This window comes from Anaerobiospirillum sp. NML120511 (assembly GCF_023050955.1).
In the GTDB taxonomy this organism is placed as follows: domain Bacteria; phylum Pseudomonadota; class Gammaproteobacteria; order Enterobacterales; family Succinivibrionaceae; genus Anaerobiospirillum.
Genome location: NZ_JALKIK010000021.1, coordinates 43957 through 65209, shown reverse-complemented (window position 1 = coordinate 65209; position 21253 = coordinate 43957). Strand labels below are relative to the sequence as shown.

9 protein-coding genes are annotated in these 21253 nt (G+C 49.2%); 2 read left to right on the top strand and 7 right to left on the bottom strand.

The genetic code is table 11. From position 1 onward, the window contains the following. Window positions 1–1157: 1157 nt before the first annotated feature. The gene (locus MXE39_RS07455) at window positions 1158–5045 is read left to right on the top strand and encodes a GGDEF domain-containing protein (protein ID WP_247073905.1); all 3888 of its coding nucleotides are present in this window, start codon (window positions 1158–1160) and stop codon (window positions 5043–5045) included. 1763 nt (window positions 5046–6808) lie between these two features. Further along, window positions 6809–7102: a helix-turn-helix transcriptional regulator gene (locus MXE39_RS07450; protein ID WP_246977912.1), complete on the top strand. Its 294-nt coding sequence runs from the start codon at window positions 6809–6811 to the stop codon at window positions 7100–7102. Between the two features lie 931 nt (window positions 7103–8033). On the opposite strand, the gene MXE39_RS07445 is transcribed toward MXE39_RS07450, so the two are convergent. The 7 genes from MXE39_RS07445 to MXE39_RS07415 all read right to left on the bottom strand — a co-directional run bounded on the left by MXE39_RS07445 (window position 8034) and on the right by MXE39_RS07415 (window position 21216). Continuing rightward, a complete protein-coding gene (locus tag MXE39_RS07445; protein WP_246977911.1) occupies window positions 8034–8939 on the bottom strand; it encodes a flagellin in 906 nt (301 codons plus the stop codon). A 700-nt stretch (window positions 8940–9639) separates the two neighbouring features. After that, a complete protein-coding gene (locus tag MXE39_RS07440; RefSeq protein WP_246977910.1) occupies window positions 9640–11301 on the bottom strand; it encodes a flagellar hook protein FlgE in 1662 nt (553 codons plus the stop codon). A gap of 2334 nt (window positions 11302–13635) precedes the next feature. Continuing rightward, on the bottom strand, window positions 13636–15297 hold the full coding sequence (locus MXE39_RS07435; protein ID WP_246977909.1) for a flagellar hook protein FlgE: 1662 nt from the start codon (window positions 15295–15297) through the stop codon (window positions 13636–13638). Between the two features lie 611 nt (window positions 15298–15908). Further along, window positions 15909–17330: an OFA family MFS transporter gene (locus MXE39_RS07430; protein ID WP_246977908.1), complete on the bottom strand. Its 1422-nt coding sequence runs from the start codon at window positions 17328–17330 to the stop codon at window positions 15909–15911. Between the two features lie 748 nt (window positions 17331–18078). After that, window positions 18079–18819 (bottom strand): electron transport complex subunit E, encoded by a 741-nt coding sequence (locus MXE39_RS07425; protein ID WP_246977907.1) that lies wholly within the window; start codon window positions 18817–18819, stop codon window positions 18079–18081. 274 nt (window positions 18820–19093) lie between these two features. Beyond that, the gene (locus tag MXE39_RS07420) at window positions 19094–19720 is read right to left on the bottom strand and encodes an RnfABCDGE type electron transport complex subunit G (RefSeq protein WP_246977906.1); all 627 of its coding nucleotides are present in this window, start codon (window positions 19718–19720) and stop codon (window positions 19094–19096) included. Next, the gene (locus MXE39_RS07415; protein WP_246977905.1) at window positions 19720–21216 is read right to left on the bottom strand and encodes an RnfABCDGE type electron transport complex subunit D; all 1497 of its coding nucleotides are present in this window, start codon (window positions 21214–21216) and stop codon (window positions 19720–19722) included. Before MXE39_RS07415 ends, MXE39_RS07420 begins: the two co-directional genes overlap by 1 nt. Window positions 21217–21253 lie beyond the last annotated feature (37 nt).

Below are 21253 nucleotides of genomic sequence, written 5' to 3'. Positions count from 1 at the left end.
CCGCGCTCCTGGCATGCAAAGCCACTGACTGAGCTCACATGCCATTGTGATCATCTGTGAGGGCAGCCATGGCATTGCATCATGGCCAGGCATGGAGCGCTACAGTATGGGCCAGTTCAGCTGGCTCATCCTGTCCATGATACTGGGGGCTCAGGCAGGTGCATGATGGTTATAAGCTGTGGAATTGAGCTGATCAAGGAGTTTTACGGCTTATAAGGTCAGATGTCGTGGACATATTCATGGCAAATGGCCGTCATTGCCTGGTCTGTATGCCTGGTGGACAGAGAGCATGGTAATAACAGTGGCCTGGTACTGTCCTTGAGCAAAATTAATTTATGTGTAAACTTTTGCATATTAAGAATTTGCAACTCAGGTCACATCAGCTTTTAGCCAGAATTAATAAACTGGGTTTTTATTCTCGGGAGTTTGCTGCAAGGGGAATTTTCAGGCCTTTGCAGATAAGCAGGGGGACGCAGTTCAGGACATCACACCGTCAGAAAATTCTGTTTTGTTTCGTCTGATGCCTTTAATCCTGATTAGCACCTGCCTGATCAAACCATATCTGACCTGTAAATCTGAATAATCCCGTTTAGCCATCACAGAAAGGAAACTAACTGTCCTTAATCCTGAATATATGCCCGGGCCGGACAGTTCATGTCACCTGTATCCTCTATACCACCGGCTCTTTTCAAGCATCCTCTGCGGTCATAGTTGATGGGGTATTCGCCCCGTAGAAAATAGACCACTGTTCCCGGTTTGAACACAGGACGATGCCTGCTGTACCTTACTTTTGCAGAGCGTATCGAGCCATATAAATGCTTACTATGTGGTCAGAATCCCACACTTTGTGCGTAACAGAAAATGTCTTCCTACTCCGAAAGATGCGGCTGTGGAGCTGTCTGCGGATAAGACTTATGATTAATGCAAACCATGGCATAAGGTAAAAGGCGGTGGTACCTTAAATTCCTGAACGTGATAATCGAGTCTGGAGCTGGCCTGCAATGTGCAGATCTGTATCCAGACAGATAGTGAATTAACAATTACTGACGCAAGAGAACTTGCACTGCCGGTAGTGCGGAGAGAACTTTGTGAACAGCTTTTTGCAAATCAAAAAGATCAGCGACCTGACCAGAGTATGTATTCTGCCTGTAATGGTTATGTCGATCTTTTTGTCTTTCTTCCTGTATATAGACATGGGCAAGATCCAGGACAAGGCCCAGGATCTTGTGGATGGTGCCATTCCACACATTTCTGCTGCCCAGCAGGGAGCTATCAGTCTCGTTCAGCTGCGTCGCAACATTGAAATTCTGTCATCCTCAGTGGATCAGCAGCGCTGTCGTCTAGCCTATTTCCAGGCTACTGCCGCCCTCAAAGACAATCTCATTTTCAATACCCGCAGCCTTCAGACCAAGCGCGACGAACTGCTTCTTGAAGTTAACCGCCTGTGGAAGCAACGCATTCTCATCGATCAGCTGCGCTCCAACGTACATAATTCCCTCCATTACATGGATATGCTCGCATTTCTCATTACCAGCGAGCAGCCTGAGATCTTTACCGATCTCACCCTTACTCAGGGTGACTACATTGACCTGTACCGCACCGGTGTTTACAACCGCGATCTCAAGAGCATCCATCACTACTATCACTCTATTTTTACCGAGCGTCTCGATCCTTCTTTTGATCGCCAGTCCTTTATCAACTCCCATCCGGTACTTCCAAGAACCATTGAGGGCGAAGAGGGCTACAGACAGGGCAAGACCAGTGCTGATACCAGCCAGGCTGCCATCAGCCAGGCTGGCGCCACTGCATCTGCAGCCACAGATGCTGCAGCCGCTGACAATGCAGCTGCAGAGGATGCCGGAGCTGCTGATAAATCAGGTTCTCAGGCATCTGGCAAAGCTGAGGCTGTGACCGATATTGAGTCAGCTGTACTTGCAGCTCTGACCGGCTCTGATACCAGTACCAGCGAGCAGGAGAATAAGCCTGCACCTGCATCAGCTGCGGCAGGAGACGAGGTTTCACTGTCTGCTGAAAGTGCTCAGGCTCAGATTAAAGCTCAGGGCAAAAAGCATCCATCAGGAGTTGAGCTGCCAGCTTTTGTCAGCAGTGAAGACCGTACTGTAAGTACTATTGTGGGCGGTGCCGAGCAGGCTGATTTAGAGGCTGAGCTTGAGGCTATGAGTGGCCGCGACAATGGAGCCACTGGTATTGAGGAGCTTGACCAGGCAATGCTTGAGCGTGTGCTCAAAAAGCATACTGTCGACGGCTCCCACATTCATGCACGTTATTTCCAGGGAATGGACTCTCAGACCATAAGCAGTGTAACTGCCCAGCATAATGCCCGCATGCTCGATTACTACAGTCAGGAGCTGGAGCGTTTTGATCCTATCTGGGATATCTACATCAAGCAGCAGCGTGAGTTTGCCAATGATGTGCTGACCATTATCCGCAATGTAGAGGACCTCTCTGACGACTTTACCTATTCTGAGCTGCACTCTCTGCATCAGGAACTGTCTGACATTACCTATCTGGCCTCTGAAACCAAGCCAATGGTAATGATCACCATTGGCTTTGGTCTGGTTGGTTTCTGGGTGGTTATCTTCTTCCTTAACCGCCTGGTCATGCAGCCTCTTCGTACCATTGCCCGCATACTGATTAAATTCCGTTATACCAAGCAGGTTAATCTGGGGCGCTACGAAGACTTCTTCAAACGACAGCATCTCGTGGAAATTCGCGAAGTTATTGATGTGCTGCCGCAGATATTCGAGGAGTTCTCATCCATCAAGGAAAACTCCAATGTGCTCAAGAAGCGTTATGACGAGCTGGTAACCCACTCCAAGTATGACGCTCTGACCCGTGTATTTAACCGTGGCAGTCTTAATGTGCTCATCAAGGAGCTCGATACCAATACTCCGGCCAACTTTGCCATTCTGATGATTGATATCGACTTCTTTAAGCTGCTCAATGACTCTATGGGCCATCAGCGCGGTGATGAGGTACTCTTTGCTGTTGCTCAGACCATTCACCATAACCTTGCCAAGAAGGACCTGGTATACCGCTATGGTGGTGAGGAATTCTGTGTAATCCTTTCTGATGTCAACAAGGAAAATGCTTTCCGGGTTGCTGACCGACTGTGCCGTACCGTAGAGGGACTGCACCTTAAGAATGACGGTGTAGTAAGCGGTAACGTTACTATTTCCGTAGGTCTGAGTCTGGTTACCGACCGTCCCGGTCAGTTCCGTATTGAGGAAATGATTGCTCAGGCTGACCGTGCTCTGTATGAGGCCAAGCATGCCGGACGTAACCGCGTTCATGCCTGTAATGAGGCCATTGCTCTTGAAACTCATGGTATTTCGATAGGTGAAAACAAGGCTCATGAAAATACAGAGTCCAAGCCAGAAAAGAAGGAGGATAAGGACGACTCCGAGCCTGACCCTGGTCAGGAATCATCCTCTGCAGTAATTGCTCAGATTGCAGCTATTGAGCAGAAAGAACAGGAAAGAATGATCGGTAGCAATGATACCGACAGCCTGGCAATGGCATCTTTTGTGGGCAATGAGGGCTCCTTTTCCATAGGAAGCTTTGAGAGGGCCATTTCCCTGCCTTCAGTGTCAGACAGTCCGGAACTCTTCGATTTCGACCAGGATGCCCTGAAGAACATGAATGAAGAGGAGCGCAAGGCTACTGTAGAAAAACTCAGAGCCATTGAAGAGGATGAGGCGCGTGAAGTTGCTGAAGCCGCAAACAGCCTGATGGTCGGTTTATTGGGCGTTTTCTTCATAAACTCCAATGAGGACACGTCTGACTACTTTGACCGTCAGCGGAAAGAGCTGAACAACTACATAAGCACTCCAGCCTACTTCTACTACCTTGAAAGGAAGAAGTGCCAGCGCGAGCTGCTTGAAGAGGCCAGAGAAAAAGAAATTCTTCAGGCCATCCAGAAGGCCGCAGAAGCTCAGGCCGCCGAAGCTAAAATAGCAGAAGCCCAGGCAACCGAAGCACAGCCTGCCAAAGCACAGGCCACCGAATCTAATCCTGCCGGAGCACAGGCCACCGAGGCTCAGTCAGCCGAGGCACAGGCCACTGAAGCTCAGCCTGCCGAAGCGCAGGCTGACGCGGATGTAGCTGCTGCAGCCGAAGCCATCAATGAAGAGAGCTCTGCCTCCTCTGCAGGCGGACCATTAGCAGCGGCTGCAAACGGCGATGCCGATGCTGCGAACGATAAAGAGAAAAACACCGCTGTTGCTCATAAATCTGCCGATACCGTAGCCATTTCAAATGATTCTGATGATCATGATGGCAGCACCAGTAGCAGTGGAAGCAACAATGCAGGCGACACTGCCAGTCAGAGTGCCAGTCAGAGTGCCAGTCAGACTGATTCGGGGAAGTCACAGTCACAAGAACTTTCTGGAATTCAGAGAACTACCCTTGCTGCCAGCAGCGGCAGCTGTCTTGTTGCCAACGCTGATACTGCACGTGAAGTTGCAGCTGTAATTGAGGCTGAAGAGCGTCGTTCTCCACGCCGTAAGGCTCTACGTCATCTGAGGCGGCTTAATCTGAGGATTAAGGCTCTGCGCAAGTACCGTAACTTGAGGACAGCTCATACCAGTACCAGTATGGAGCACGGTGTAACTGAACACATCAGACGTAATTACACCAGTAGCACGGAAAGTGCAGGTCATGATTCGGCCGTGCTCATTGGTGTGGATTATTTTGAATCAAACTCTCGCAGTGAGGGGACCAACTCTATCCAGTTAAGTCAGGATGGTTCAGCTTATGAAGTGTCTTTCACAGCAAGTGAACTGGCTCATGAAGTAGAGCTGCGCAAGGAGTACAACAGCAAGCTCAATAACGCAATAGGCGACACTGTGAGCGTCCGCAACGAACCTCGTGCAAATGTTGTGGTCGTAGATCGCGACGGCTACAACGAGGTATCCATTGGTCCTCATACTGTATACCTGCCAGATGAGCGCCACGTATCTTTTGATAAGGATAACAGTACCTCAGGCGACATTTCGCAGTCCAAAACTGACAGTAAAGCATGATGCCACTTCAGCCAGCCTGAAAAACATACACGCCATCAGCCATGATGCATGCCTGCTGCATGCAGGCATGCATCATGGCTGTAGCGCAGGCCACAGCACAGCAGTGCATAGTAGCAGCCGTAAAGGCACGCAGACAGCCAGTATTGGTGTGATGAAGGGCACGGCTCAGCAGCGCATCGACTATTAATGCACGCAGGCAGAATGGCGGTAATGCAGGATTCAAAACTGCAGTGCAGCCGATAATGGCGTGCATGCAAAAATGGCTAAAAGCATTTATAAAGGAGGCATATAGCCTTACAGGCACAATGCAAAAAAAGCATGTCCTATAAGAATTTGTAAAGCCTCTTGCAAGGGGGACTGTCAGTCAGGAAGCCATCAGGCAAGCCATAGGGTAAGACAGGAAGGCAGCCGTGAGGCAGGCCGCTACTGCAGCCATGAGGTAAGCCATTAGCCGGCAATGCAGGTGACTGTCGGGGGTGCTACATATGCGCAGTGGTTTTGGCTACTGAACTGACTGACTGGGCTGTTGCCTTTGCTGAGCGGATGCATTTGCTGTATTGCCTTCATGCCAGTGATATTCATGCGTACCATTTAACAATTTGCCCTCGTCATGAGGGCTTTTTTGTGTCCGTGGCCTTTTACGAACAGTTACGAACTCACTCAAATTAATGGCATTTTGGGCGAATGGCTCCTCAAAAGCGTGCTTTTCGTGAATTATGTGCATGAGCACAAATACACAAATACTTATAAAAGCTTGAGTATATGAGATTTGTCAGCGACAAGAGAGGAGAAGTGGGCGTGAGCACGCTGGCATTAACCGGCGAAAAAATGTGATTTTTCTACATTCATAAATGGCAAAACTGTATGTAAAAGCGCATTTTTTGCCTTTCGATAAAATGTTGCAGTATTTTTTCAGGTGAAACATAGCAGTGCTTCAATTTGTTCAGAAAGCTGATGGAATCAGGATTTTTCAGAAGCTGTTCGCGATGTGACAGAAACCATCGGAAATAAATATGGTGTGTAGGCCATAATATTTGAAGTTTATAACTAGAATCTTTAAAATTTTATGATAAACTTTGCCATAATTTCAGACACCCAAGCTCACTATTACTATCCACAATTCCCATAAAATAGGGGATTATGAGGGTATAAGAGAGTGGAAATAGATGCATATTTTCAATAGCATCAAGGCTGTCTGAATTACCTGTCGGTTGATTACTGAACTGATGTCTTGGCATTGAGATCTGGTTTTCCTGTCATATGCCTGTGATGCGCAACAAGCGAAAAGCGGCATTTGGGATCCAGGAGCAGATCTGTTCCTTGTCATCACCTACCTATTGCTTCGCTGTTTTCTACAGCACTCAGTAACAGCTGCCCATTGTAGTTGAGCTTTCCTTGCAGAAAGCCACTCACACACATTTCCTGCAAGTCAGGGTAATACGTTCCAATTCCCCAGAAACTTCTTATCGTGGACTACGGCATAAGTGTATTTGTCGTACCTTATGGAGACGGTTTTGAGGGAGATGCACATGACGCCTTACCTGCTGTCGCTTTAGCATCCATGGCTTTTTCTACTTGAACAGCCTGGAAAGTTAGGTTTTCAGGTTAAGCGTTTAGACGCGGGGTTCTGAGGCTGGCCGATGCCGGCAAAGGTACCAGAAGTAAAGCAAGTAGTAATAAGTCATGAGGCATGGAAATAAAGGAGATATGCAGTCTTAAATAAAGGTCATGTGCTCTTTGTTCATCCATCCGGAGAGTTGTCGATGTTCAACAGCACTAATATTCAGCGCAACACTGGCATCAACGATGTCGATTTCGAGACCAAGCCAGGCAGCCCAGAAGATCAGCTGATGAAGTTCATTCATGAGACCCGCAAGTCCATGAAGATCAGTCAGCGTGAGCTGTCCAAGATGAGCGGCGTTAACCAGTCCAATCTTTCCAAGATTGAAAATGGCATCATTAACCCGTCCATCGCAACCATTCAGAAAGTTGCAGCTTGCTTGGGTCACAAGGTAGAGTTACGTTTTGTACCTGACTTTGGTGATGCTCAAAATTAGTGTTAAACGCTGAACTATCAGTTATTTAATACTTCATCCAGGCACTAGGGTTGTGATAACCGTGATCGTTCTCCTTACGTGGTAGGTAAGTGATGGGTCGTAGTGTTGGGTTCAGTATTACCCTCCAGCAAAATAATCCCCTCCCCAAAAGCTCTCACCGAGCTTCAAACACCAAACTCCCAACTCCAAACGCCTCAAATTCACAACCTCCCCAACCCCATCAAACTCCCATCTTCTTCAAACCCCTCAACCCCACCAAACTCCCAACTTCTTCAACCCCCTCAAACTCGTGGCTTCCTCAAATTTCCGAAACTCTTCAAATCTCACTTCGCTTTACAAAACCATTAAGTTCTGTTTTTCAGTACCAGCCTCCCTGCGCCAGTAAAAACTCTCACTATTCCAGCGGCACCTGTTACGAACTCTCCTCGCCTCAGCACTATCCTCAAAATGCACTACTGGGCACCACATCATGTCTGAATCAAAGCAGTACCCAAACTCAACAACCAGATAAACGCCCCAGGCACACCATCAAAAGTTCAAAGCATAAGACTCGATCTGTTGCCTTATGATCACAGAATTACGTACAAGGCCCAGTACCAGAATCCTACGTCCTTCATGGAAACTATATTTGGGCAGGACAGTAGAGAAGGATGGGCCGCCATATATTTGTTGTCCATGCCAGGGGCACAATTTGCCACCTGTTACCTGGCAGCGATATCCTCCCCTGCATGCGTCCATGCACACCTTGCCGTACCAGACTTGGCTACAGCACTGAAAGTATAGCAAATCAGATACTGTGACCAGAATACGGGGCCAGGGAGCGTGATTGTGTTTAGAGTGAGGATTTATCGGGATAGGCTTTGCACAAAAGAAAAAGCCTCGACTGGAGAGGTCGAGGCTTGATATTAGATAGTAAGAAATCTTTGACCAGTTAACTCAGGAGGGACAGACCCAGCTGAGGACGGGTGTTAGCCTGCATCAGCATGGAGGTTGCGGCCTGCTGGATAATGGACTGCTGAGACAGATTTGCTGACTCTTCGGCAAAATCTGCATCACGAATTCTGCTGCGGGCATCGGACTGGTTAGCGGCAACATTCGACTGGTTACGGATTGATGACTCAAGGCGGTTCATCACAGCACCAAGGTCAGCACGTGCGGCATTTACAACATTAAGAATGCCGTCGATACCGCTGATTACCTTACTTGATGACTCATGATCATCAAGAAGTACCCATGTTACGCCTGCTGTCTTACCTGCATTGATCTTAAGGAAGTCTGCATGATTCTGGGCAACTACGGAAAGAGCGAAGTTTTTAACAGTAATGTCGATAGTGTCGCCCTTATTGGCGCCTACCTGGAGGGTAAGCTTACCATCGGCTCCACCCTGGGCATTACCGTAAATGTTGCCAGGCTGATTACCGTTGAGGATCAGCTTGCCGCCGAATTTGGTCAGGGCTACAAAACGCTGATACTCGGTAATGGTGTTACTTGCCTCTACCTTAAGGGCAGTGCGGTCTGCTGCGGTATTAGTACCGTTAGCTGCCTGAACTGCAAGAGTACGTACCTTCTGCAGCATGTTGGTCATTTCATCCAGAGAGCCTTCAATGGTCTGCACGAGGGCAATACCATCAGAAGCATTTCTGTTGCCCTGATTAAGGCCATTAATCTGGGTAGTTAACCTTGAGCTAATCTGAAGTCCAGCAGCATCGTCTTTTGCAGAATTGATTCTCAGACCGGAGCTCAGACGGTTATAGGTTGTATTGAGCTGACTCTGGACGTTATTGAGATATCTCTGTCCATTAAGAGAGCTAACATTGGTATTTACATAGACGGCCATGATTGCACCTTTATGTGTACTTTGTCCTCTCGTGGGACAGTACTGATACTTCTTTCTCTATCGAACCTTTACCGGCCTTGGGGGGCAGTTTTTTAACGTCATTATCAAAGAGGCAACCTGCGAATGGTATGTTACCCAAAGGCCTTGAAATAACGTGAAAAGCATCTTTTATATACTGTCAGCTTGATACAACGTTAATGGATGTAAATGGCACAACAAAATGGCGGCCAGTCAAGTACTGACAGGCTTTTCAGCATACTTACATACAAGTGATTTTGTCCGTGTTCGTCGATGATAGATGTGTAATTCCTGTTAGCGCAAAGACATAAACACAGAAATCACTACAGGAAAGTTACGCTCATAATGATCTGCTTTGCATAAGGGGAAAGCGAGAGCTGACGCAAGCAATTAGCACCTTGGAGCAGTAGGCAGAGAGCGCGAATTGAATTGTGAACGCAGGAAAAGTGAAATTGAAGTGAACGGATGGCAAGAGTGGAGTGGATGAGAATGGAATGGACGGGAGGGAAAAGAGGCGGAGGAGAAGAAAGCAAGGCTGACAGTAAGCCGTATCTTCTAAAGAAGATTTACAGAACTCAATAGAAAGCGATTTTAGATACTCTACAAAATAAGAACGCCGGGTTCGCATTGAACCCGACGTGGTTGGAGTATTTAATCGGTAGTATCGTCTTTCAGGCTTCTGTTAACGAACGTTGAGGATTGCGTCCATTACAGTGCTGTTAGTCTGAAGAGACTGGGCGTTGGCCTGGTAATTACGCTGAGCTGTAATCAGCTCAACAAGCTCGGAAGTCAGGTCAACGTTAGAAAGTTCGAGGTTGGAGCCCTTAATAGAGCCGGCAGAACCGGTGTTGGCCTCCATGGCGATAGCATCGCCTGAGAAACTTGTCTGCTGCCACTGGGTATCGCCAATCTTGCGCAGGCCCTGGGCGTTCTGGAAGTCTGCCAGTGCTACCTTGCCAATGGCTTCACGCTGGCCGTTTGAGTACTCACACTGAATGATGCCGTTTTCATCTACGGACATGCTGGTGAGAACGCCGGTTGAATAGCCGTTATTGGTTGGTGCGCCGGTTACCTGGAAGTTGGTTGAACCGTACTGGGTGCCACCAAAGTTGATGTTGATATACTGCTGTGGATCAGTGCCCTGGCCAATAGCGCTGTGCAGGGAGCCATTGCCCTTGTAATGGGATGGATTGCCGTTGGCATCTGCCTCAAAGGTGCGGTCGTATACGTTAACACCAAGTGCACCGAAGTCAGGGGCACCGCCTGCACCAGGAGCATTCATGCCTGGAGCACCAAACAGGCTCTGACGGAGGCTGCTGAGTGCGGCTGCTGGATCAGCAGGGTTTACCAGCTCTAATTTGCCTGGCACCTGCTGCTTTAATTCGCCATTAGGCTCGAATACCATCTGGAAGCCGAAGAAGTTTGAACCGGCTACAGATGATTTACCTTCAGGCACAGTCATGACTACTGGATTCTGACCGTCCTTTGCAGCAATATCTACAGGCTGACCGTCAACGAATGGGAACACGTTCCAAACTGTATTATTGGAGCCTTCAGCCTCTGGACCCATCTTTACCATGTAGTAAGTCAGGGTATGAGCACGACCGAGTGAGTCGTGAATAGTCTGAGATGTAGATGCGTGATAGGTGCTGGAATTCTTTGGATCGAAGTCCACAATGTACTGTTTAAAAGTACCTGGATCACCTGCAGTACCAGGAGTGCCGTCCGGGTTACGGGTAATACCGTACTTAATCTTGTCAGCTGTGAGATCGGCTGCATTACCAATCTTGCCCCAAGGGTCTTTAGCCTGGTCTGTGAACTTTACAGGATCCTTGTCAGCTGGGAGGTTGACGCTGATGCCGATGTTGGTAGACATCTGTGGAGCGCCGGTGTCAGATGGCAGCTGAAGCTTGTGGGTACCGTTGAGATCGAGGGATGAAGAGGAACCGTCTGCATTGACGTCCCAGCCCATCAGATAGTCACCGGTAGCGGTAACGATGTAGCCTTCATTGTCTGTCTGGAAGGCGCCGTTACGAGTAAAAGATGGAGTATTACTTCCCGGAGTGGACAGCACAAAGAAGCCGCTGCCCTGAATGGCCATATCAAGCGGGTTGCCAGTGTCGCCGGACAGGTTGCCCTGTACGAACTGCTGAGCAACAGTGGTGTTTACAGAACCCATACCAGTGGAAGTCTTGTTATTGGTGAAGATGCTGTTTGAGTATATGTCTGCAAACTCTGCACGAGACTTCTTGAAACCAAAGGAATTGGAGTTTGCGATGTTATTGGAAGTAACATCAATATGCTTTTGCGAATTCTTAATACCGCTAACTGAAATGCCAAACATTATAAATACTCCGATAATAAAACAGCCGCTTATATAGAACTAGAAACAATATGCTTTTTAATTTTTATTAGTATGTTTCTTATGGCTGTACTAACACTTTAGCAATATGAGTGCCAGGTTTTGGGCATCGATAATTCAGTAAATTGTCCTGGTTATACCTGGTATTGCCAGGATTGTGCCAGGTCCAGTCAGAAGGTGAATATTACGCGCTTTTTAATATACAAAAGCGTTTTGTATTCTGTCTGGAACCTTTATTTAAGCGTGTTTTGCTTATATAAAAGGCTTTATCCTTATGAGATGACATGCTTTATAAAACCGTTCATGTCACCTGTACATACTATTGCAGCAAGCGTGCCTGTTTTTATATTTGAAATTCTGGCAACAGTTAACCTGGTTTAAGACATCAAAGTGCCGTGGCGGGCATCCTATGTCCGAAAATGCACACAAGTGTATTTTTCTGGCACCTGGCAATTGCCACTAAGGATCAGGATGGCCCAAAAGACTGTAAGGGACGCAATATGGCATGCTCAGGGCAATAATGAGCTGCAATGATGGCCACCGGCAACCTTGGCAGAGCCATTACTGCCGCATGGCAAAGCCAGAGGCATTTACCGCCTCACCTTGCCACAGTACTTGCCAGAGATGTAAATATAAAACCATCCCGGCAAAGCTCTACAAAACGCCATACTTATATATCAGCTGACAAAGCACACCTGGAGCTCCCACAACCTGGTCGGCCTCTGTCTTAGCCAGCAGCGCATATAAACCATGAGGGATGAGGGGCCATCATATATATAAGCTGACAACCGACGGCCAATAACGCTATGTACATGGACTGTCACTGGCAGGGAGCATTGTGCTCGAAGCCCATAACTACAGTGTTTGCAGTAGCATCCAGAGTCACTACAGCATCTGAAGATGCTGTAAGCAGTTGCTAATTGCAGAGGGATGAGTTCATAGAAAGGATCGTGAGAAGTGCAGCCAGGGTTAAAGAGGAAGGGACTTGTAGCCATGGGTAGCCATGGGTAAGGCACCGGTTCTAAATCTGGTAGCTGCAATCATGCATGAACATAAAGTTTTAGTTTCTTGCAGTAGTGCGATCTAATACTTATATGCTGACATTGCAGTGAGGCTTTGCCTGTGTGATGCTATGTGACATATGCTGCCCAACCTGATTTTGTAAAGCTCGTTGCCTGAAAATGGAAAACTAAAAGATGATAGTTTCTGAAACAGCAACTGGGCATATGAAGCTGGACATTCAAAATAAGAATGCTGCGATTTTGTACAGCCATAACCCTGTGGACATAGAACTGATACTGCCCATAAATCCCTGTTTGACGTTTAATCTACTAAATACTTTATAAAGTATTATCTGACTGGTGTGACTGCGTCTGCATTGCATGGGGCCGTGCTGCAGGTCTATTTAAAGCATTGAGCTTTAAGCTGGTAAAAGGCATCTGGGTTTTAAGTGTACACACGTAATCAAGGCAAAATAGTGAGTGGCTTCTGGTACGCCCCAGTCGATAATAAGCAGTCACTTTCAGTACCTGTATCGCCGGGAATAATCTCTGCCTGGTAAGGGATTAGTTTCCTGGGTAAATCATTAAGTTTGCGCTGGGATATGCCAGGTCAAACATGATGTCATTAATACTTTTTAAAGTATCTCTGTGCTGGGAGACAGGAGCATATGTGCAGGCTGAGACTGAGTATCAGCTGAAGAGCACATAACAATGGGAAGTATGTGCTGCTATGGGCATTTGTGAGCATTAAAGCGGATACAATTCTGGGGATTATGCCATTGCTGAGGCCGCGGGCTATATCGCAAGTAAGGTAATGAGAGTCTTGAAGCTTATTTATGCGGTAAGCGCAGGGAGGGTGATGAGTTAAAGCATGGTTGCTGATGCTCTTGTGCAGATGACATGTCAAGGGAAGTTAATTGAAGTGAACAGAGTCGCAAGCTGAGCAGCTCTGCAGCAGATAAACAGTGTGGAATGACGGATTCAGAAGATTGCAGAATTAATAGCAAGGGATAGTACTGGAAAAATTAGCGTTGAGAGGAGACGTACAGACAGGTAAATGAATGGAAAGGTAAGGTAAGGGGATGAGCAGAGAAAGGGAATTTGTTTGAGGGGTGGTCAGGTCAAATGCCTTGAGAATGGCGGGGAACCTGAAAGAAGGGAAAGAGACAGGAGAGTCTGATGAGACAAGAGAGAGCAGAATTCCTGGGCTTGCGCAGGTGTTCTGAGAGAGATATCGACTGTACAAATCCCAAAAAAGCCGGACTTGCGCCCGGCCTTAATGGAGTATTTTTAATCGATGTTTTAACTACTACTGTTAACGGATGTTGAGGATACTGTCCATTACAGTGCTGTTGGTCTGCAGAGACTGAGCATTTGCCTGGTAGTTACGCTGGGCAGTGATCAGCTCTACGAGCTCGGCAGTTAAATCTACGTTGGAAAGCTCAAGGTTGGAACCCTTAATGGAACCGGCAGAGCCGTTGTTAGCTTCCATGGCTCGGGCTTCGCCGGAGCTGTTGGACTGCTTCCACTGGGTGTCACCGATCTTGGTGAGGCCCTGAGCGTTTGCAAAGTCTGCAAGTGCTACCTTACCAATGGCTTCACGCTGGCCGTTGGAGTATTCGCACTGAATAATACCGTTCTCGTCTACTGCCATGCCGGTGAGAATACCGGTGGAGTAGCCGTCATTGGTTGGGGCACCAGTAACCTGGAAGTTGGTGGAACCGTACTGGGTAGCACCGAACTTGATGTTAACAATCTGCTCTGGGTCTACGCCTGGACCGATTGAGGAGTGCAGAGAACCATTACCTGTGTAGTGTGGCTTCTTATTGTTAGCAGTATCCTCTTCAAAGGTAAGGTCGAAGTAACCGCCTGCACCGCCAGTCATGCTACCTGCATTACCCTGAACACCTGGCTCACCAAACAGAGTTTGACGTAAACTGTTGGTCATGTTGCCGCCTGCAGGATTTACCAGGTCAATCTTGCCTGGTACCAGGCCCTTGAGCTCACCATTTGGCTCAAATGTCATCTGGAAACCGAAGAAATTAGAACCGGCTACAGAGGAGGTGCTGGTGCCTGGAACAGTTAAAGCAACTGGATTTTCGCCATTCTGAGTGGCTACATCAACTGGTTTGCCGTCTACGAAAGGAAGTACCATCCAGTTGGTGTTGTTCTTGCCGTCAGTTGCATTCTCTGGACCCATCTTAATCATGTAGTAGGTCAGAGTGTGAGCGCGGCCTAGAGAGTCATGAATGGTCTGGGAAGTAGAAGCGTGATAGGTCTTAGAATCCTTTGGATCAAAGCCGTGTATATACTGCTTGAATGAACCTGCTGCAGGCGGATTGGCTGCATCGATAGTGCCGTCCTGCTTACGCATAATGCCGTACTGCAGCTTGTCAGCAGTTAAATCAGTATTCTGGAGCTTGCCCCATGGGTCGGCGGCCAGGTCTTCGAACTTGACGCCTGGCTTGTCAGCTGGCAGGTTTACGGTGATGCCAACGCTGCTGGAGGCCTTAGGTGCGCCAGTGTCGGATGGAAGCTGGATCTTGTGGGTGCTGTTGAGGTCCAGGGAGGCAGCGCCACCTTCGGCGTTAACGTCCCAGCCCATCAGATAGTCACCAGTAGCGGTTACGATGTAACCCTCGTTGTCAGTCTGGAAAGCGCCATTACGGGTGAAAGTGTGGCCTGCGTTGCCTGGAGAGGACAGAACGAAGAAACCATTGCCCTGAATAGCCATATCCAGAGGATTGCCAGTGTCGCCAGAGAGGTTGCCCTGTACGAACTGCTGAGCTACGGTGGTGTTTACTACACCCATGCCGCTGGCAGTCTTGCCATTGGCGAAAATGCTGTTTGCGTATACGTCAGCAAACTCAGCACGAGACTTCTTGAAGCCGAATGAATTGGAGTTCGCAATGTTATTCGATGTTACATCGATATGCTTCTGCGAATTCTTGATACCACTTACGGAAATGCCAAACATCTTCTAATACCCCGATATATATGGATTAATCAGCTATATGTGATTGAAAAATCCAGTTCCTCAATTGGACTTTTCATAGCTGTTACACGGAATATAAAGGCAATCTGTGTGCCAGGAAAATGCGGCAATGCTTGCCGCCCACAAATAAGCGGTTTTTACTGTTTCAACATGACCTTGTTGCAACGTTTTTTCATACATAAAATCATACATTCGCTTTGTATAAATGATGCGCAAGGGCCGTACGCACGGGCTTTTCGTCTTAATATACCGTCATCCTTAAATATAAGCCAGTCATGGCAAAATTGTAGATAAACTCTGGTCTATACTTTGCCGCGATACTATACACATTTGCATATCTGTCGTTGTAACTTGCCACTTATTGCCGCTGCGGCATAAATATGGGAATGATAAGCACGATTTTACTGGGATTTGCGGCAAAGAGGATTACATGACTGAGCTCACAATTTCAGCGCAAAGACACTGATCTGGCACAATGAAAAAAGGCAGTCCACTGGGGACTGCCTTTTTTCTGTCCGGACATAAACTCCGGTAGCTGTTACTTATGCTGGCATAAGTTTATGGGAAAAGGTCTGATTGAGAGCCTTGCAGCATTAGACCTTGAGCTGAGCCTCACTCTTGACGGCATCAGTTGCAGCACCAGCTGCAGCCTCGGTGGCCGGTGCGGCGCCCTCGGTGGTGGTGGCGGCAGCTGGTGTGGCAGCTGCTGGAGCGGCGGCAGTGGCGTCAGCGGCGGCTGGCTGGGCTGGACTTGCAAACATGGAGGAGGCCTTCTGCCATGCAGCAGTAGCGGCGGCAGCCTGCTCTTCTGGAGTACGGATCTTATTGGTGCGTACCAGTTCCTTGTGGCTTTCGGTGAGCTCAGCTGGCAGCTTGACCATTAATGAGGCCACGATGGCAACTACAATCATGATGCTCATCATCAGGAAGGTCAGGTTGTATGAGCCGAATATATAGGCAGCTGCATAACCAAAGAGGGAGCCCAGACCAAAGCCCAGATAGAGAAGACCATAGTTCTTGGCAAGGTTACGGATGCCAAAGAAGTCGGAAATGATGGATGGGTAGATGGTCAGAGTGCCACCAAAGGAGAAAGCTACCAGAGCTACAGCGGCAAAGAACAGTGTAGGGGTCAGTGGAATGGCCACAAACATCAGAATGGCAATCAGAGACAGGCACTGATCGAAAGTAATCAGTCGAATACGTGGCATCTTGTCTGAGAGCATACCCATGATAAGACGACCGGCAATGTTGGCAATGGCAACCACGCTGACGGCAGTGGCAGCCTCGGTCAGGGGCATGTCGAGCAGGGCAGTACCAAGGTTGGAGGCTACACCGATGATGTACAGGCCAACCATGCAGTCAATAAAGAACATTATGGAAAGCAGCCAGTATGGAAGGGTACGAATAGCGCTCTGCAGATCATACTCACGGGTAGACTTGTTGCTGCTTACTACAGAGGCCTGCTTCATGGCGTCATAAATGAGTACAGAGCCGAAGGTTACGATAACGGTAGCAGAAACACCCCAGGTAAGCAGGGCAGTGGTCAGGTCATGGTTGGACAGCTGGTAGCTGAATACACTCTTGTAGACCAGAGAACCAAGACCGTAGGCACCGATACATAAGGCAGAAATAAGGCCCTTATGCTTAGGGAAGAACTTTACGCAGTTGGTCAGAACCAGCATATAGCCAATGCCATCACCAAAGCCCAGCAGCACACCGCCACTTAAGTACAGTACCCACAGATTAGGGGCAAAAGCGGCAATCATCAGACCCAGACCGCAGCATACTGCGCTCAGGGCAACTACGTTCTGCATGCCAATACGCAGTTTGAGGAAGCCTGAGCTGGAGCTGCCAATGGCAAGGAAGAGGGTCATGATACCGAAGGTAAAGGCGATGGCGCCGATGTCCAGTTCAAACTTGTCACTAAGTGGCAGGTTGAATAAGGACCAGGCGTAAACCGAACCCAGTGCCAGCAGCACCAGGAGGGAACCGATAAGGGTCTTAATCTGAACCATAAGTAAGATCTCTAAGTAAGGAGCAGAGCCCTGTGCGCGTATGTGGCACATCACAGGACTGTCCGGAGACTGGAGCCGGAGCAGTGAAAGGAAAGACTGTTCAGCTGCGCAAAGACACGTCAGCGCAGCGGGAAATTCTGAAAGGCCTGACAGGCATTACTTCAGTATATGGGCTAATATGCCTGATGATCATAAATGTCTCATTAAGCAACAGGTGCAGCTGCATGGCAATTACTGTCATCAGGCTTTATAAATGGCTTATTTAAGGGCCATTTTTAAATTGGCGCACATTGTACGCCTATTTAATGATAAATCCTATCATATGCAAATCTTGAGTAAAATGTGATCTGGTTAACATTTTTTTGCCGTTTAGCAGAACGGCCATAAAGACGTACTTGAGCGATGGACGGGCTTTGAAAAAATTACAGGGCTGTCTTGTAATACAGGTCGTATAAGTTCGACAGGCTGGGAGGGGTGGGAATGGGGGCCTGGTCTTACCGCTGCTGGGCACAATGCTGCTGGCAGAATGCTTCTGGACAGAATGCTTCTGGACAGAGTGCTGGTGGGATGGGCAAATCTGGCGCGGTCAGCCGATGTGGCAGGACTTTGGGGATGGGCGGGATGCGCTGGTTGCGGATGGCAACTACAAATCAGGCCGCCTGCAGAAACTGCAGGGCGGCCTGATATCGTGGATGATCAGTTAGCGTGCTGGACTTGTGGGTATTGTCCAGTATGGGGCGGACGCTGGTTAGACGTTGATGACCTTGATGCGGTTGCGGCGGTCGGCTCGGTTGCGGGAGAAATTGTCCAGAGCGTTCTTGCCGGCAATGAGGAACGCCAGTACGAAGAAGCCGCCTGGTGGCAGGATGGCAATCAGCACTGACATGTCAGAGTCGAAGAAGTGCATCTCAAGGCTGGTAGCCCACTGACCGAGAATATCGGCTGCGCCTACGAAGAGAGTGCCGTTACCTATGATTTCACGAATGGAGCCAAGGGCAAAGAGCACCAGAGCAAAGCCGATACCGCAGGCAATGGCATCCACAGTAGAGCGCAGCAGATTGTTCTTGCCGGCAAAGGCCTCAGCACGGCCCATGATAATGCAGTTGGTAACAATCAGGGCCAGATAAATGCCCAGCTGCTGATACAGCTCAGGGAAATAGGCCTCGATTTCAAAGCGCACTACTGTTACCAGAGAGGCAATGATCACCACATAAATAGGAATACGTACCTCAGGAACAATAATCTTGCGGATCAGGGAAATCACCATGGAGCTCATGACCATAACCACAATGGTGGCAATGCCGAGGCCCAGAGCATTGGCAGCTGAGGTGGTCACAGCAAGCAGAGGACACATGCCCAGCAACTGGCAAAGACCTGGATTGTCTTTCCAGATGCCCTTGATGAAAATCTCCCAGAGGCTGCTCTGCTTTGATGGTACAGAGCAACTGCCGCTGCAGCTGTGTACTTCAATCTTTTCCTGTTCTTCCATAATTCTTTCCTGTCAGCATCAGAGCTGACTTTCTCGGAGTCTTTACTGCCGGACTATGGTGCGGCCCTCAGCAAGAGGAGCAGTGCCTGCCTGGTGTGTCCCGGCACGGCAGGGAATTGCCAGGTTGCAGGGGCTGGCCGAGCGTGATGTGCATGGCCTTGCTGGCGCGCATGGCTTTGCTGGCGTGCATTTCATGGACAGGCCGGTTATTGGCGTCCTGCGGTCAGGCAGGCCTTGCAACGCAAGGGCAGGCCGGGCGGGGGCTGTCCTGCAGTTATTTCGGGCAGTCGCGCAGTGAGTCAAAATCGGTGGCCTTGATGACCTCAATGAAGTCTTTGGAGGCCAGTACCAGGGCTCGTGAGGTTACGGTGGCGCCGGTTATGTAGTCAAAATCACCGCCAAACTTCTTGACGTCCCAGCGGCGGTCTTCAACGGCAAGACCGTCAAACTGATCAAGGTAGTTGCCACGGCGGCGCTCAACCTTGTCACCAATACCTGGAGTCTCACGGCTGAGCTGGATATCAATCCTGGTAATACGGCCATTGCTGTCCATGCCACCAATGAGGATGAGCGGTACGGAGTAGCCACGGTTGGTGGAGAAACTGGAGATATAACCAAGTGTCTTGCCGCTTTCATCACGGGCAATGTAGGCCTTCATATTCTTGCCAATGCGGCGGTCTGAAATGAGCTTGCAATGGTAGGTTACCTTGCCCTGAGCCTGCTTTTTCACATCCGGCAGCAGACTGTCGATAAGCATCTGCTCATTACGGTCACGGTTGGCCTGAATATGTGGAGATGTATCCTGCTCGGCATAGAGCACACCTGCGGTACACAGGGCGGCGATGGCTGAAAGGATTACGCCTGAGAACAGGGCGCGTACGCCAGGCTTGTTGTCAAACATCAGTTAAGACCTCCTGGACGGTAGCCAACACCAAATGGACGGCGGCGGGTCATGACATCCATAAGAGGAGCCAGACAGTTGCCCAGCATGACAGCAAAAGCTACAGAATCTGAGTAGCTGCCATGGACGCGAATCAGAACAATGAGCATACCGATGATAACTGACAGCAGAATACGGCCTTTGAAAGTACCGCAGGTAGTTACCGGATCGGTAATGATGTAGAAGGCGCCGAGCATGGTACCGCCCATGATCAGATGTTCAGCCATGCTGATACATAGCTGAGGGTCATAGTAATTCCAGATATAGCTCATTGCGCCAATGGCAATAATGAAAGCAAGAGGAGGCTGGAAGCGGATCACCTTGGTGAAAATCAGAACCATGCCGCCCAGAACATAGGCGCCGGCCAGCCAGGCGTAGGCAACAAAGCTTGGGCTGTAGAGATCAACAGGTGGCTGCTCCTTGACATCACCTGCCTTGCGGGCTGTCTTGATGCTCTCAAGATAGGTAGCTCCGGTCAGGGCGTCAGTGGTCAGATGGTCCTTGCTTAAGGTTGCAGTAGCCATCATGTCTTCAAAGGAAGCATGGTCCTCAGCACGATCACGAGCTGCTGCTTCAGCAAGCTCAGCCTCTGCAGAGTCGGCCTCCTGAGAACCATCGGCCCCGGCAGCAGTGTCAGCCGCTGCCGCTGCGTCAGGCTCCGCTGCATCTTCTCCTGTGGCCTGAGCGGCGGCGGCATCAGCCTCAGCTGCTATGGTATCGGCTGTAGCTGCGGCTTCATCGGAAACGGCGGTGCCCTCGGCACCTGCCGGATCTGCTGCAGCTGCTGCGTCAGCGGCAGCGCCTGCAGCGTCAGCGGCGGCGTCATGAGCGCGGGCCAGTTCCTGGGCCTTCATGAGTTCGTTATGAGCGGCCTCAATTTCGTTGGAGCGGTTGAGCTCCTTGATTTCACGGACCAGTATCTGAGGATCGGCGCCATTCATGATGACATCCCAGGCACGATCTGGAGTGGCCACGGTAATGGCATATGGAGTAGGGGTTACCCAGGTAGTGTAGAAAACACCAGGTGAGGAGATGATCAGGAAGATAAAGCCTGACATGGCCGGATTGAACAGATTCTGTCCCAGTCCGCCAAAGCACTCACGTACCAGCAGCATGGCAAAGGCTGTAGCCATCACTGTGTAATACCATGGCAGCAGCTGTGGCAGGGTCAGAGCCAGCAAAATGGCTGTTACCAGACCTGATGGATCCTTAAGGCTGCGCTTTATTGAGCGTGAGCGTAAGACAGCAGCCAGCACCTGACATAACAGGGCGGTAGCTGCGGATATAAAGAACTGGATGATGGTGCCGGAACCAAAGAAAAAGGTCATGACGCCCAGTGCTGGAATCAGTGAGAGCAGCACAATGACCATGATCTTTTCTGTGCTCATCGGGCTGTGCAGATGAGGTGCTGGTTCGATGCCCAGATTCTGTTTGGCACTCTGTACAGAGATTTGCATTTAAATTTCCTGATTGGCTGGAGCCGTACAGCAGTTT